Genomic DNA, 14,320 nt, shown 5'->3' on the forward strand with positions numbered 1-14,320 from the left:
TCTCCTATCATTTAGATGATAGGAGATCTTTTATGTTGTACAGACAGGATTTGCGGGATAAAGAGGAGTGACAGATGTGCAGGAAGAAAAAGTTATAATCATAGGAGCGGGACCGTGCGGAATGAGTGCCGCCATTGAGCTAAAAAAATTTGGGATAGACGCTCTGATTATAGAAAAAGGAAATGTGGTTAACTCGATTTATCATTACCCTACTCATCAAACGTTTTTCAGTTCCAGTGAGAAACTAGAAATTGGACAGATTCCATTTATAACTGAACGACAAAAACCGGTAAGGAATGAAGCATTAGCTTACTATCGAGCTGTAGCGGAAAGAGAAACTCTCCGCATCCACTCTTTTGAAAAGGTAGTTAAGGTTACAAAAGAGGATGAGGGCTACACCATAAAGACAATTAAAAATGATCAAGAAGAAAAGGAATACTTTTCTAAATACGTTGTGGCTGCAACAGGTTATTATGACCAGCCTAATCCATTAAATGTTAAAGGTGAAGACTCCGGTAAAGTAATGCACTATTTTAAGGAGGCGCATCCTTACTTTAATAAAGATGTAGTTGTGGTTGGAGGGAAAAACTCTGCTGCTGACGCTACATTAGAATTAGTAAAAGCAGGTGCAAATGTTACCGTACTCTATAGAGGTGAAGATTACTCCAGAAGTATAAAACCATGGATTCTTCCACAGTTTGAAGCATTAGTACGAAAAGAAGTTGTAACGATGGAATTTTGTGCTCACTTGAACGAAATTACAGATCACGAAGTCATCTACACGTGCAATGGTGAAGAAAAAAGAATTCAAAATGACTTTGTCTTTGCCATGACCGGTTATCGTCCAAACCATCAATTTTTAACTTCAATGGGTGTGGATATGGATGAGAAAACCGGACGCCCGGATTTTAATGAAGCTACTATGGAAACAAACATGGATAATATTTATATAGCCGGAGTCATTGCTGCCGGTTATAACAATAATGAAATATTTATTGAAAATGGCCGCTTCCATGGAGATAAGATTGCTCAATCTATATATGATAAAGAAGCATAGTGAGAAATTCACTATGCTTCTTCTTTAATAACTAAACATCGGATTTAATTCTATTGGATTATTTGTCATTTCAAGGGCGACCATAAGTTTAATCCTGGCTTTTGGACCTGTCAGTCCATTTGCAAATATGATCCCCATTTCCCTCAGCTTGCGGCCGCCTCCCTCATAGCTGTAAGTATCTTGAACAACCCCTTGATAGCACCTGGAAACAAGCACCACTGGAATTCCTTGTTCTATGGTGTTTTTCAGGGCCGGGACAGTTTCAGGCGGGAGATTGCCCTGCCCTAAAGCCTCAATCACCATTCCATTTGCTCCGCTGTTACAAACGGCTTCGATAATTGTGCCATCCATCCCAGCATATGCCTTTATGAGAGCCACATTTTTAGTTAAATGCTGAATGGGATATGAATCGTGGCTTGTAGTCTTGTGGTGGAAAAATACATCTTTCTTCGTCGTAATGCCTATCGGCCCGTATTGAGGGCTTTGAAAGGTAGCAACATTACTTGTTGAAGTCTTGGTGACGTTACGAGCTGTATGAATTTCATCATTCATTACGACGAGTACTCCTTTGCCATGGGCCTCATCGCAGCTTGACACTTTAATGGCGCTCATTAAGTTATAAAGTCCATCTGAGCCTATTTCATTACTCGACCTCATAGCGCCTGTGACAATCACAGGCTTCCTTGTCTGAAGGAACAAATCAAGAAAATATGCCGTTTCTTCCAGAGTATCAGTACCATGTGTTACGACTACCCCATCATATTGATGCTCTGCTAACTTTTCATGGATAAACTGACCTAGTTTAAGCATATGATCAGGGCGGATATGAGGCGAAGGAAGGTAAAAGAGAATTTCATCTTTAATTTCTATGCTCTCCTTTAGAAAGGTTGAAAGCTCTTTAAGAGGGTGCTCTCCATCAGTATTTACTTCTCCCGTAGCTTTATTTTCTTTCATCGAAATAGTTCCGCCTGTATGTATAATTAAAATAGTTTTCATTAGGACCTCCTGCTTATTCAAATATTCCTTTTATTCTCTTTCCATGATACGATGAATTTTAGTGGAAAGAAAGAGAGGGGATGGGTTTTGGCGATTCTAACAGCAGCAGTTGCACCTGCCGTTGCTCTAATGACTTTCATTTATTTAAGTAAAAGAATAGAACTGGAGCCTCTTCCTTTAATCATCAGGATGTTTATACTGGGAGCCATCCTGGTATTCCCGTTAATGTTTATTCAATATGCTTTTGAGAGCGAAGGACTTTTCCAATCACCTTTTATGAAATCTGTTTTCCTTGCTGGATTGTTAGAAGAATTTTTTAAGTGGTTCTTCTTATTATTTGTGGCTTACCGCCATTCTGATTTTGATCACCATTACGACGGGATTATTTACGGTGTTTCTATCAGCTTAGGATTTGCCACGTTGGAGAATATCCTTTATCTTTTCGCCAATGGCATTGAAATAGCTCTGCTGCGAGCCTTATTTCCCGTCTCATCTCACGCATTGTTTGGACTGTTAATGGGTTATTATATGGGGAAAGCTAAGTTCTCTCCGACAACTAGACGATGGTCGCTTGCATTAGCTTTTATTATACCTTTCGTTTTACATAGTTTATATGATTACTTCGTTGTTACCTCAATCTGGCTGTATCTGATTATTCCTTTTATGATTATATTGTGGTGTATTGGTGTCCGCAAGATTAAGCTGGCTAACAATCATCACGATCCAGTACTATCCTCCAATTCGGACCGCTAGCTGCCATTATGGCGGCTTTTTTTGTTTCTTTATGTATATTGTGACTTAATTGAACAAAACTACCTCTATAAATAAAAAGTTGCGTCAGGGGTGTAGAAGAGATGGCTTCGAAGAAATTTGTAATGTTTGCTTTATTATTTGCGCTTCTTATATTACCTGTTCCTGAAATGTATAACAGCAAAAAGGTTCATGCCTTTACGAGTCAAGTGATTCAGCAGGGATCTGTCGGGCAAGATGTTATTGAGCTTCAAGCAAGACTAAAGCATCTTGGTTTCTACAGCAAAGATGTAGATGGGGTATTTGGCTGGAGTACGTATTGGGCAGCAAGAAACTTTCAATATGAGTTTGGTATGGAAATTGACGGACTTGTAGGTCCACAGATGAAAGAGAAATTAGTAAAAGCTTCAAAAGGGTATGAAAAGTATTTACCTTCAGGAGATGGCGGAGGTAAACAGACGGGTCAAAACCAGGGACAAGAGCAGCAGAACCAGGGCGGGGGAGGAGAAACAACTTCTGAACCTACTGCGGTAAACGTTCCTGGCGGTTACTCTCAAAACGACATTAAATTAATGGCAAATGCTGTGTATGGTGAGGCGCGGGGAGAACCTTATGAAGGACAAGTAGCTGTGGCTGCAGTAATACTTAACCGTGTAGATAGCGCAACTTTCCCTAATTCCATTTCTGGGGTGATTTTTGAACCGCGGGCTTTCACTGCAGTTGCTGACGGTCAAATTTGGCTGACGCCGAATGACACTGCTGAAAGAGCTGTTATGGACGCTATTAATGGGATGGATCCTTCAGGTAATGCTACCTATTATTTTAACCCTAACACAGCAACGTCAAGCTGGATTTGGTCGAGACCGCAAATCAAAAAAATTGGAAAGCATATCTTTTGTAAATAGGAGGTGGAGTCATGTTTCGCTGGATTACCATATCTTTATTAGCGATTACGATCGTAGGTCTTGCAGTTTTTGGATATAAAGAACACCAGGATAAGAACGCGATACTTATCCAGGCAGAGAATAGCTATCAAAGGGCTTTCCATGAATTGACGTCCGATGTGGACACACTCCATGATAAAATTGGCGCAACGCTGGCAATGAACACACGTAAGCAGCTTTCACCACAAATGGCTGAGATTTGGAGGCTTACTTCTGAGGCGAGCTCTGATGTAGGACAGCTGCCTTTAACATTGTTGCCTTTTAACAAAACAGAAGAGTTTCTGTTTGATATTGGGGACTTCGCTTACAACACCGCAATAAGAGATTTGGATAAAGAACCTTTATCTGAAGATGAGATAGCAGGTTTGGAGGCGCTTTACAAGCAGTCTGGTGATATTAGAAATGAATTGAGAGAAGTTCAGAATATGGTGCTCGAAGACAATTTAAGATGGATGGATGTTGAGCTTGCTCTTGCCACAAATGAAGAAACGGGAGACAACACGATTATTAATGGATTTAAAACAGTTGAAAAATCTATGGATGGATTTCAGCAGACGAACTCAGAAAATGGTATATCTTCGAGACCAGATGAGAAAGATCTGTCGCATTTAAAAGGAGAAGAAATTAATAAAGAAGATGCAATTGAAATCGCTCAAAATTGGTTTGGAAAAGTTGAGCCTGATGAATTTACGATAACAAAATCAGGAAAAGGTGCCGACATACCAACGGTTACCGCTGCATTTAACGAAGATGAAAGAAACGGCTATATGGATATGTCCAAACAAGGCGGTTATCCTTTAACCGTTATGGTGGCAAGAGATGTAGATGATACGCAAATCAGTCTAAATGAAGCATCTAAAAAAGCAGCAACCTATGTAGATAAATTAGAGCTGAAGAACATGGAAATGGTTGAAAGTAATCAATATGATAATGTGGGAGTCTTTAGGTTTGTTTATACTAAAGATGATATCCGCTATTATCCGAGTACAGTTCAAGTTAAAGTAGCCCTTGATAATGGAGAAATGCTCGGGTTAGATGCTGTAGAATACTACAGCCGTCCTAATGAAGAAATAAATAAACAACCAGCTCTATCAGAAGATGAGGCAAAAGAAATGATCAACCCTAATCTGGAAGTTCAGGAAAATTATTTAGCGGTAATCGAGAATGAGGCTCAGGAAACCATCTTATGTTACGAGTTTCTTACCACTAAAGGGGACGAAACCTACCGCATTTTTATTAATGCGGATGATGGAACAGAGGAAGAAGTAGAAACTTTAAAAACAAGTGAGCAAAGGTACGACATGGATGTATCTTAAATAAGCAGCTTCAGACTGTCGGGAGGATTTCCCGACAGTCTGTTTTATGTTTATGGCTGTATATTGTACACCAAGCATTTGATGTTAATTTGAATCAAAAGTCCTGGACTTTTAATACTATTTTTTGAGATAATAAATGTAAGTAACGAGCGTGAAGTGCTGGTGAAAGAAGGCGAAAAAATGTTTAAAGCTGGGGAACCCTTAACATTGGAATTACATAGGAACAAGCAGGAAGAAGCGGAAAAATATAAGAGTAAAATAGTCGACTTCAGTCATAGCCATGTATTTATTGATTATCCTGTTAAAATGAATACACAAAAAACGGCCTTCTTTTTTGAAGGAACACAATTTCAAGCCAGTTTTCTTGGAGAAGATGGATCAGTATATTGGTTTGAAACTGAGGTCTTAGCTAGAAAGAAGAAAAATATTCCGGTGCTCATGGTCAGTTTTCCTGGAGAGGAAGAGCTTGTCCGCATTCAAAGAAGGGAATATGTCCGCGTTGATACTGCTGTAGATGTGGCAGTAAATACTAATAATAACAAAACGAAATTTACGACTGTAACTAGAGACTTGAGCGGGGGAGGCATGGCTATATACGAGCCTGAAAAAATATCCTTGTCTCCAGATCTAATGCTGGATATTACAGTAGTGCTTCCCATGAATGATGGTGACTACCATTACATGGAGTCTTCTGGGAAAGTTGTAAGGTCGTCTATGTTAAAAGGTTCGAATAAAAAATCTGTATCAATTGAATTTATTAATTTAAACGAAAAGATGAGACAGTATGTAATTCAATATTGTTTTGAACAGCAGATGCAGATGCGTAAACAGAAAAGACTATAAGGTTTTTATAGATAATAGATTGTATTTTATGTTATTCTTTACGAGTATGAAAGTAGATAACAGTGTACATAAAATCGACATGACAGACTTCAAAACGCGCTTTCTAAACAGTTGGTGCGTTTTTGTATGTAGCATTGTAAATTGGAGGAAGAAGAGATGACACGTAAATTAGCAATAGCTATTGATGGACCGGCTGCTGCAGGAAAAAGTACAGTGGCAAAAAAGGTCGCCAAACATTTATCTTATATATATATAGATACAGGGGCAATGTATAGAGCTTTAACTTTGAATGCTTTACAGAATGAAATAGATCTAAATGATGAATATGCACTTGAACAGCTTCTTAGAGAAACTGAAATTGAATTAGTTCAAGAAGAAGACGGCCAGCACGTTAAATTAAACAGCTCCGATGTGACGAAAGAGATTCGGACACATGAAGTGACAGGCAATGTTTCCTATGTAGCGGAGCATGCTAAAGTAAGAAAAGAAATGGTGGCAAGGCAGCAAAAGCTTGTAGAAAAAAGAGGTGTCGTAATGGACGGGCGCGACATCGGCACCCATGTTATTCCTGATGCTGAAGTGAAAATATTTATGATTGCTTCTGTGAAAGAAAGAGCGGAGCGGCGTCATAAAGAAAATTTAGAGCAGGGGTTCTCTTCTAATTTAGAAGAGTTGATGGAAGAGATTCGTAAAAGGGATGAAATTGATTCCCAGAGAAAAACGGCACCTTTAGTTAAAGCATCGGATGCTGTAGAAGTAGACACGACCTCATTATCAATTCAGCAGGTAGTTGAAAAAATCATAGAAATTGTCAATAAAGAGCAGGATGGGAGTGTGTAACGTTGAACTTGTACACAGTAGGAAAAACTTTATGTGCGGTTATTTTATATCCTTTATATCGAATTAAGGTAGTAGGAAGAGAAAACATACCCAAAAAAGGTCCTGTCATTATATGCAGCAATCATATTTCAAATGTAGACCCCCCGGTTGTAGGGATTACCAATAATAGAAACATTTATTTCCTCGCAAAAGAAGAATTGTTTAAGAACAAGCTTATTGGGGGAATTTTGAAAAGAGTACATGCTTTTCCAATCAAAAGAGGGATGAGAGACCGAAACGCATTACGCAAAGGATTAGATATTCTTAAACAGAATCATGCTTTAGGTTTGTTCCCGGAGGGTAGTAGACAAAGAAACGGAGAAATAGGGAAAGGTTTAGCTGGAGCTGGCTTTTTTGCTCTTCGTTCTGAGGCGGTTATTGTACCGTGTGCGATTATTGGTCCATATCGCAAATTTAAACCTATAAAGGTTGCCTACGGAAAACCGATTGATTTACAGCCTTACCGCGATAAAAAAGCAAGCGCACAAGTCGTTACAGATCTGATCATGGAAGAAATCAGACAATTGCATAAAATTCACAGCGAAAAAGGGTAAATACTTGACAAACCGCTTCAAATATTAGAAGTTAGACAAAAGGGCATTTCTGTATTCAGGTTGTGTCGGAAATTGAAGGAGGTAGCTTGGCATGGATGAAATGAACCATGAAGTATCAGGTATGAAAGAATTTTCTGCAGGGGATATTGTGACTGGTAAAGTCGTAAAAATTGAAGAAAAACAAGTCCTTGTGGATGTAGGATATAAAGTTGAAGGTATTGTTCCTATTAGTGAATTATCCAGTCTGCATGTAGAAAAAGCCTCAGATGTCGTTAGCGAAGGTGACGAACTCAAACTTCAAGTTAAGAAGGTAGAAGATGATGAAATTGTCCTTTCTAAGAGGGCGGTCGATGCAGATAAGGCATGGCAGGATCTCGAAGAGAAATATGAAAGCGGTGAAACTTTTACTGCAGAAGTGAAGGACGTTGTTAAAGGCGGACTTGTAGTAGATATTGGACTGCGCGGCTTTATTCCGGCTTCTTTAGTCGAAACTTACTATGTTGAAGACTTTGAAAATTACAAAGGTAAAGAACTGAGCTTAAAAGTGGTGGAGCTTGACCGTGACCAAAATCGTGTCATACTTTCTCACCGCGCAGTTATAGAAGCAGAAGAATCTACTAAGAAACAAGAGGTTCTTCAATCATTGGAAGAGGGACAAGTCATTGAAGGAACAGTACAGAGACTGACAGACTTCGGTGCTTTTGTAAACCTTGGCGGTATTGACGGTCTAGTACATATCTCACAGCTTTCTCATGAGCACGTGGAGAAAGCGTCAGATGTAGTAGAAGAAGGTCAAACAATCCAGGTTAAAGTGTTATCAGTGGATCGTGATAACGAGAGGATTTCACTTTCTCTAAAAGCTACCCAGCCTGGACCATGGCACGACATATCCAGTCGTGTACAGGCAGGTGAGGTGGTAGAAGGTACTGTGCGTCGTCTTGTAAGCTTCGGTGCTTTTGTTGAAGTCTTCCCTGGTGTGGAAGGACTTGTTCATATTTCCCAGATTTCTAACCGCCACATTGGTACTCCCGGCGAGGTTTTAGAAGAAGGTCAGACAGTGAATGTTAAAGTCCTTGATGTAGATGAAGACGCAAAAAGATTATCTCTCAGCATGAAAGAACTTGAGAAGGAACAAGCGAGAGATGAAGTGAAGCAATATGAGAAAGAAGACGATAACTCAGGATTTTCACTTAGCGATATGATTGGAGATCAGCTGGATAAATACAAAAAGTAACAGGCGGTGAAGGATTTGTCTAGAGCTAAACGCAAGCTCGATCACATTCAGCACGCCTTAAGTCATACGCACGATGTTTACAACCATTTTGATGATATAAACATTGTCCATCAAAGTTTAACGAGTATGAACTTTGATCAACTTCATTTAAATGCTAATGTAGGAGAACTTAATCTAAGTTCTCCTATTTTTGTAAATGCTATGACCGGAGGCGGTGGGGATCGAACTTTAACGATTAACAGGCAACTGGCCCGGGCAGCTGCAGAGACTGGGATCGGAATGGCTGTAGGCTCCCAGATGTCAGCAATAAAAGACCCTGCCGAGCGCCCCAGCTATGAGATAGTACGGAAGGAAAACAAACATGGCCCTGTCTTTGCCAATGTAGGAACCGAGGCTTCTCTGGAACAGGCAGAATCAGCAGTTGATATGATTGAAGCTGAAGCATTACAAATCCATTTAAACACGCTTCAAGAATTAATTATGCCCGAAGGCGATCGTGATTTTTCAAGCCGTATAGCAAATATTGAAGCTATAGTGAGCGGTATAGATATACCTGTCATTGTTAAAGAGGTAGGGTATGGAATGTCAAAAGACGCCGTCAAACAACTTTATGAATTAGGTGTCCGGTATATCGACGTCGGTGGGAGAGGAGGTACAAATTTTTCTAAAGTCGAGAATATGCGTAGAGAAAAACCGCTTGCTTCATTTGATAACTGGGGTATTCCAACTCCGATTTCTTTAGCAGAAGTCAGCCAGGATAAGTTACCAGGACTTCACATTTTAGGGTCAGGAGGCATTCGGCACGGAGTTGATGGAGCCAAAACTCTGGTGCTTGGTGCTGAAGCGTTCGGCATGGCAGGAAGTTTATTAAAAGTTTTAATAGAAGAAGGGTATGATTCCTTAATTGATCAAATAGAACATGTCAAGAAAGAGATTAAAATGGTTATGATGCTGACAAACTCAAAAAATGTTTCAGAATTGAGGCAGAGCCCTTATACTTTACATGGCAAAACAAAAGAATGGGTGGATCAACGTTGTAAGCTGATGGATTAGATACATGTTTAAATAAGTTATAGATCAGCCATAATAAAACGGAGGAGAGATATTATGGCTGTATATTACTGGTATGCCTGGTTCATAGTTATCATTATTTTATTTTTTTTAACTTCCCGTAAATATAAAAAGACGGCACTGCTTACCTTTGTTTTACTGCAAATGATATTTTTGCCGTTCATACATATGGATGTATTTCTCTGGACTTCTTTAGTTATTCAGTGCTTTTTCGGTATATATTTATGGGCAGAGCCCCGTCCGATCTTTCAACAGCTCTGGCCAGTGTTATTTACCTTTTGCTGGGCAGTGTTTCAATTGTTTCTGCTGAGTAATCCGGTTTGGTATTTATTCCCCGGTGTTCAAATCGCTATTGTTGGTGTGCTAATTATTTTCCATTATTTGACCTTCACTTTTAATAGTCAACTTGGACTTTGGCTGATCATGAATATTCTGGGTGTAATTACGGCAGGAATTGTAAGTGATATTCTGTTCCTGGACTTTATGCCGGATTATGTGAACGTCCACACCACAGTATTACAAGGAATTGTAGTAATTTTTATTTTAAATGGGATTTCCTATTTAAAAAGATCTTCAGCGAAGTTAAAGCGTAACAAGAAAGCACTGGTGTATCGCTAAAAATCGATTGTATAAAGTAAAGGAATTTGCTAATATAATAAAGTTAGGTCATTTCTGCTATTCTTATGGAAGTTTGCTTAAACGAGTGACTCCATTGAACAGCAGTATTTTTTTATATTTGTATAGACGAAAAATGGGAATGGCTGATAAATAGACAGGGGAAGGATGATCCTTTCATGCGGAAATCTATAGTAGCTGTAGTAGGGCGGCCGAATGTAGGCAAGTCTACTATATTTAATCGACTCGTCGGCGATCGTATTTCGATTGTTGAAGATACACCCGGAGTCACAAGGGATCGTATTTATGCTGAAGCTGAATGGTTAAATACAACATTTAATTTAATTGATACAGGCGGTATTGAACTTGGGGATGAACCATTACTTGTTCAAATGCGTGCTCAGGCTCAAGTAGCCATTGATGAAGCTGATGTAATTGTTTTTATGGTAAATGGCAGAGACGGAATAACGGGTGCCGATGAAGAAGTAGCCAAGATTTTGTTTAAGTCCAATAAACCTGTAGTACTCGCTGTAAATAAAGTGGACAACCCAGAAATGAGAGAAGATATTTACGAGTTCTATGCTCTTGGTTTTGGTGAGCCTTATCCTATTTCAGGAACTCATGGACTCGGTTTAGGCGACTTGCTTGACGCTGTTGTAGAGCATTTTCCTGAACGTGAAATAGAAGATTTAGATGATGATGTTATAAGATTTAGTTTGATTGGCCGGCCAAATGTTGGAAAGTCTTCACTAGTTAATAGTCTCCTTGGGCAGGACAGAGTTATTGTTAGTGATATTGCCGGTACGACGAGGGATGCTATTGATACCCCTTTTTCAAAAGATGACAGAGATTACGTTATTATAGATACGGCAGGGATGCGTAAGAAGGGGAAAGTTTACGAAGCAACTGAAAGATATAGTATAATGCGGGCGCTCAAAGCCATTGAACGTTCTGATGTGGTTTTAAGTTTAATTGATGCAGAGACAGGAATACAGGAGCAGGACAAAAAAATAGCAGGTTATGCTCATGAAGCCGGCAAAGCAGTCATAATTGTCGTCAATAAATGGGATACTGTTGAATCAAATGAGAAAGCTATGAAGGAATTTGAAGATGATGTCCGATCCAATTTCCGTTTTTTAGACTATGCTCCTATCGTATTTTTATCTGCAAAGACAAAAAAGAGAACTCATACGTTATTGCCTAAAGTGATTGAAGCAAGTGAAAATCACGCACGTAGAGTTCAAACAAATATTTTAAACGAAGTCATTATGGATGCGCTTGCTATGAATCCTGCACCTTCAATTAAAGGGCAGAAAATGAAAATCTTTTATGCCACCCAGGTAGCGGTTAAACCTCCTGCTTTTGTGGTATTTGTAAATGAACCCGAACTCATGCATTTCACTTACGAACGCTTCTTAGAAAACAGGATTAGGGAAGCGTTTGGATTTGAAGGAACTCCAATAAAAATTATTGCCAGAAAACGTAGCTAAACTGAGAGGAGAATAGGATATGGGTAAAACAGCTGTATTAGGTGCAGGAAGCTGGGGCACAGCTCTTGCTATAGTTTTGGCGGAAAATGGTCATGACGTTCAGCTTTGGTCACACCGGGCAGAACACGCTGCTGAAATTAACGCTGCACATAAAAATGAAAAATATTTAAAAGATATTGAAATTCCTGCTGCTATTTATGCGAGCTCAGATATGAAAAGTGTCGTGGAAGAAGCCGATCATATCATTCTAGTTGTACCAACTAAGGCAGTTCGGGAAGTATGCAAGGAATTAGTCACGCATTTAACTTCAGAAGTAACGATTACTCACGCTGCAAAGGGGATTGAGCCTGAAACGTACAAGCGTGTGTCTGAAATTATCGCTGAAGAAATACCGAAAGACTTTTATAAGGATATTGTCGTACTGTCAGGTCCAAGTCACGCCGAAGAAGTGAGTTTGAAGCATCCAACTACCGTCACCGTTTCTTCCAAGGATTTAAACGTAGCTGCAACTGTACAGGATCTCTTTATTAATGAGAAGTTTAGAGTTTATACTTCTCCGGACCTAGTTGGTGTAGAGCTTGGAGGAGCGTTAAAGAATATTATTGCCCTTGGTGCAGGGATTTCTGATGGGCTGGGGTTTGGAGATAATGCAAAAGCAGCTCTGATTACACGCGGCTTAGCGGAAATTGCCAGACTTGGAACATCTATGGGAGCTAATCCGCTGACATTCTCTGGTTTAACAGGTATAGGTGATCTTATCGTTACGTGTACAAGTGCCCACAGCCGTAACTGGAGAGCAGGGAATAAGCTGGGAAAAGGAGCTGACCTGGACCAGGTACTTGAAGAAATGGGAATGGTTGTCGAAGGAGTCCGTACGACAAAAGCAGCATATCAATTATCTAAGAAACAAGAGGTTGACATGCCGATAACGGCCGGAATTTACCGGATTTTATTTGAAAATGCTGATCCAAGAGATGTGGTGACGCAGCTCATGACCCGCATCCGACGTCATGAGATGGAGGATTTAACGAATATCCTTGATGATCAAATGAACAACTAACACATTAATCTTCTCGTGCATATACTACCAAGAACAAATTGCACGAGGAGGTCAATAGTAGTGAGTAATTTTCAAAAAAACATTTTTGATCATTTGCAGAATAAAGCAAATATTAATCCAGATGACGTGTATAAAGTAGCTGATTCAGTGAAAAATGCGGACTTCAGTGATGAAAAAGTGGTAAGGCGTTTAGTAAGACAATTAGCTCGTGTGGCTAACAAGCCGGTTTCTAAGCAAAAAGAGGATAAAATTGTGGAGGCAATCGTAAACCAAAACATACCTCTGGACATGAATACTTTAAGTAAATACTTTAAAGGTTAAGTATATGTAGGCGTTTTAAGGAGACAGTCCTCCAAAATTGCGCATACTATAATCCGTAGCAATTAATACGTATGAGCTATTTATGGGAATTATTTAGTCAACCGGAGCATAGGGGCTCCGGATTTTTTTTTGACTTCTTAAGAATGTACAGCTGTGGTATAATACCAACGAGTTCAATGGGAATATAGGAGAGGAAGTTTTTTATGTCAGTAGCGATGTTGAAAATGTACATATCCTTTGCAGGAATCATTTCTTTATTTCTTGCCACAGGCTTAATTTATTTGAGCAGGTTTAAATTATCAGGAATTATTTCTATCATAACTGCTGTTTTTGCTTATTTGTTTATGATTTTTGGCGGTCTTATTATACTTTACATCGTATTAAGCGGACCGACAGGTTAGAAGGGGGACCCTCATGAAATTACTAAAGTGGCTGAGTATCCCGGCAGTTTTGTTCATGCTGACCGGCTGTCTTTATCCTCAGTCTGAGCTTAAGAAAAATAATGCTACAAACCAGGAGCAGTTAGAATCGGTACAGACAGCAGTGTCACAATATAAGGAACAAGAATCTGGATTACTTCCGATTAAAACAAAGGAGGAAGATACTCCACCTTTTTTAAAGTATCCTTTGGACTTTTCTAAATTAAGAGAAAGCGGACTGATAGGTGAGGCCCCTGGTAATTCATTTGAAAACGGGGGACATTACCAGTACGTTATTATTAATCCGGATGAAGATCCTACTGTCAAAGTGGTGGATTTAAGAATGACTGAAGCCTTAAGGTCTCTTCAGTTAAAGGTGGATTTCTATGAGAATGAGAATGAATTCCCACCTCTTAACAATAAGATTGCAAAAGGTGTTTACGACCTTAAGTATGAAGAAATGGGGCTGGAGAGTGCTCCGACTATAGACAGTCCGTATTCCGATCAAAAACTGCCTGTGTATATAAATGAACGAGGAGAACTGCTTGTTGATTACAGAAAAGAAATCTACCCGTTGTTAGAGGAGGAGGAGCACTCCTATGAGGAGGGAGATGACCTTCGTTACTTCTTGACGGATCATACTCCAATTGCCCCAGCTTATTCTCCGCCTTATACATTAGAGGATGGCGAACTTGTCTTCATGTCAGCTGACTCTTAAAGATCATCCCCCTTATCCCTTGTGGATAGGGGGGATTTTACTATGTAGTCAGA

16 protein-coding genes are annotated in these 14,320 nt (G+C 39.5%); 15 read left to right on the top strand and 1 reads right to left on the bottom strand.

From position 1 onward, the window contains the following. The first annotated feature begins 76 nt into the window (after positions 1–76). Complete coding sequence (locus LF822_RS02620) at positions 77–1,057, top strand: YpdA family putative bacillithiol disulfide reductase (RefSeq protein WP_253922400.1); 981 nt, start codon at positions 77–79, stop codon at positions 1,055–1,057. A 24-nt stretch (positions 1,058–1,081) separates the two neighbouring features. On the opposite strand, the gene LF822_RS02625 is transcribed toward LF822_RS02620, so the two are convergent. After that, complete coding sequence (locus tag LF822_RS02625; protein WP_253922401.1) at positions 1,082–2,053, bottom strand: asparaginase; 972 nt, start codon at positions 2,051–2,053, stop codon at positions 1,082–1,084. A gap of 51 nt (positions 2,054–2,104) precedes the next feature. On the opposite strand from LF822_RS02625, the gene prsW reads away from it, so the two are divergent. The 14 genes from prsW to LF822_RS02695 all read left to right on the top strand — a co-directional run bounded on the left by prsW (position 2,105) and on the right by LF822_RS02695 (position 14,267). Continuing rightward, positions 2,105–2,806 carry a glutamic-type intramembrane protease PrsW gene (gene prsW / locus LF822_RS02630; protein WP_253922402.1) on the top strand — a complete coding sequence of 234 codons (702 nt, stop codon included), beginning with the start codon at positions 2,105–2,107 and terminating at the stop codon, positions 2,804–2,806. Between the two features lie 101 nt (positions 2,807–2,907). After that, entirely contained in the window at positions 2,908–3,708 is an 801-nt protein-coding gene (gene sleB / locus LF822_RS02635) for a spore cortex-lytic enzyme (RefSeq protein WP_253922403.1), read from the top strand. Positions 3,709–3,719: 11 nt separating this feature from the next. Beyond that, positions 3,720–5,063: a germination protein YpeB gene (ypeB, locus tag LF822_RS02640; RefSeq protein ID WP_253922404.1), complete on the top strand. Its 1,344-nt coding sequence runs from the start codon at positions 3,720–3,722 to the stop codon at positions 5,061–5,063. Positions 5,064–5,243: 180 nt separating this feature from the next. Continuing rightward, complete coding sequence (locus LF822_RS02645) at positions 5,244–5,906, top strand: flagellar brake protein (protein WP_253922405.1); 663 nt, start codon at positions 5,244–5,246, stop codon at positions 5,904–5,906. A gap of 156 nt (positions 5,907–6,062) precedes the next feature. After that, on the top strand, positions 6,063–6,746 hold the full coding sequence (gene cmk, locus LF822_RS02650) for a (d)CMP kinase (RefSeq protein WP_253922406.1): 684 nt from the start codon (positions 6,063–6,065) through the stop codon (positions 6,744–6,746). 2 nt (positions 6,747–6,748) lie between these two features. Further along, positions 6,749–7,339, top strand: coding sequence for a lysophospholipid acyltransferase family protein (locus tag LF822_RS02655; RefSeq protein ID WP_253922407.1), 591 nt, complete (start codon positions 6,749–6,751; stop codon positions 7,337–7,339). A gap of 91 nt (positions 7,340–7,430) precedes the next feature. Next, the gene (gene rpsA, locus LF822_RS02660; protein ID WP_253922408.1) at positions 7,431–8,573 is read left to right on the top strand and encodes a 30S ribosomal protein S1; all 1,143 of its coding nucleotides are present in this window, start codon (positions 7,431–7,433) and stop codon (positions 8,571–8,573) included. A gap of 15 nt (positions 8,574–8,588) precedes the next feature. Beyond that, positions 8,589–9,626: a type 2 isopentenyl-diphosphate Delta-isomerase gene (fni, locus tag LF822_RS02665; protein WP_253922409.1), complete on the top strand. Its 1,038-nt coding sequence runs from the start codon at positions 8,589–8,591 to the stop codon at positions 9,624–9,626. A gap of 54 nt (positions 9,627–9,680) precedes the next feature. Further along, positions 9,681–10,262, top strand: a complete 582-nt coding sequence (locus LF822_RS02670) for a YphA family membrane protein (protein WP_253922410.1) — start codon at positions 9,681–9,683, stop codon at positions 10,260–10,262. A gap of 176 nt (positions 10,263–10,438) precedes the next feature. Further along, entirely contained in the window at positions 10,439–11,749 is a 1,311-nt protein-coding gene (gene der / locus LF822_RS02675; RefSeq protein WP_253922411.1) for a ribosome biogenesis GTPase Der, read from the top strand. 19 nt (positions 11,750–11,768) lie between these two features. Next, complete coding sequence (locus LF822_RS02680) at positions 11,769–12,809, top strand: NAD(P)H-dependent glycerol-3-phosphate dehydrogenase (RefSeq protein ID WP_253922412.1); 1,041 nt, start codon at positions 11,769–11,771, stop codon at positions 12,807–12,809. Between the two features lie 60 nt (positions 12,810–12,869). Beyond that, a complete protein-coding gene (locus LF822_RS02685; RefSeq protein WP_253922413.1) occupies positions 12,870–13,130 on the top strand; it encodes a stage VI sporulation protein F in 261 nt (86 codons plus the stop codon). A 203-nt stretch (positions 13,131–13,333) separates the two neighbouring features. Further along, the gene (locus tag LF822_RS02690) at positions 13,334–13,531 is read left to right on the top strand and encodes a DUF2768 domain-containing protein (protein ID WP_253922414.1); all 198 of its coding nucleotides are present in this window, start codon (positions 13,334–13,336) and stop codon (positions 13,529–13,531) included. Between the two features lie 13 nt (positions 13,532–13,544). After that, complete coding sequence (locus LF822_RS02695) at positions 13,545–14,267, top strand: hypothetical protein (protein ID WP_253922415.1); 723 nt, start codon at positions 13,545–13,547, stop codon at positions 14,265–14,267. Positions 14,268–14,320: the final 53 nt, after the last annotated feature.

The sequence above is a fragment of the Halobacillus sp. A5 genome (assembly GCF_024189315.1).
GTDB lineage: Bacteria > Bacillota > Bacilli > Bacillales > Halobacillaceae > Halobacillus_A.

What these genes read in the sequence shown, in the direction of transcription:
- LF822_RS02645 (WP_253922405.1), top strand. Translation starts at nt 5,244, where the DNA reads ATGTTTAAAGCTGGGGAACCCTTAACATTGGAATTACATAGGAACAAG.
- der (WP_253922411.1), top strand. Translation starts at nt 10,439, where the DNA reads ATGCGGAAATCTATAGTAGCTGTAGTAGGGCGGCCGAATGTAGGCAAG.
- sleB (WP_253922403.1), top strand. Translation starts at nt 2,908, where the DNA reads ATGGCTTCGAAGAAATTTGTAATGTTTGCTTTATTATTTGCGCTTCTT.
- rpsA (WP_253922408.1), top strand. Translation starts at nt 7,431, where the DNA reads ATGGATGAAATGAACCATGAAGTATCAGGTATGAAAGAATTTTCTGCA.
- LF822_RS02695 (WP_253922415.1), top strand. Translation starts at nt 13,545, where the DNA reads ATGAAATTACTAAAGTGGCTGAGTATCCCGGCAGTTTTGTTCATGCTG.
- ypeB (WP_253922404.1), top strand. Translation starts at nt 3,720, where the DNA reads ATGTTTCGCTGGATTACCATATCTTTATTAGCGATTACGATCGTAGGT.
- LF822_RS02670 (WP_253922410.1), top strand. Translation starts at nt 9,681, where the DNA reads ATGGCTGTATATTACTGGTATGCCTGGTTCATAGTTATCATTATTTTA.
- LF822_RS02680 (WP_253922412.1), top strand. Translation starts at nt 11,769, where the DNA reads ATGGGTAAAACAGCTGTATTAGGTGCAGGAAGCTGGGGCACAGCTCTT.
- cmk (WP_253922406.1), top strand. Translation starts at nt 6,063, where the DNA reads ATGACACGTAAATTAGCAATAGCTATTGATGGACCGGCTGCTGCAGGA.
- LF822_RS02625 (WP_253922401.1), bottom strand. Translation starts at nt 2,053, where the DNA reads ATGAAAACTATTTTAATTATACATACAGGCGGAACTATTTCGATGAAA.
- LF822_RS02690 (WP_253922414.1), top strand. Translation starts at nt 13,334, where the DNA reads ATGTCAGTAGCGATGTTGAAAATGTACATATCCTTTGCAGGAATCATT.
- prsW (WP_253922402.1), top strand. Translation starts at nt 2,105, where the DNA reads ATGAATTTTAGTGGAAAGAAAGAGAGGGGATGGGTTTTGGCGATTCTA.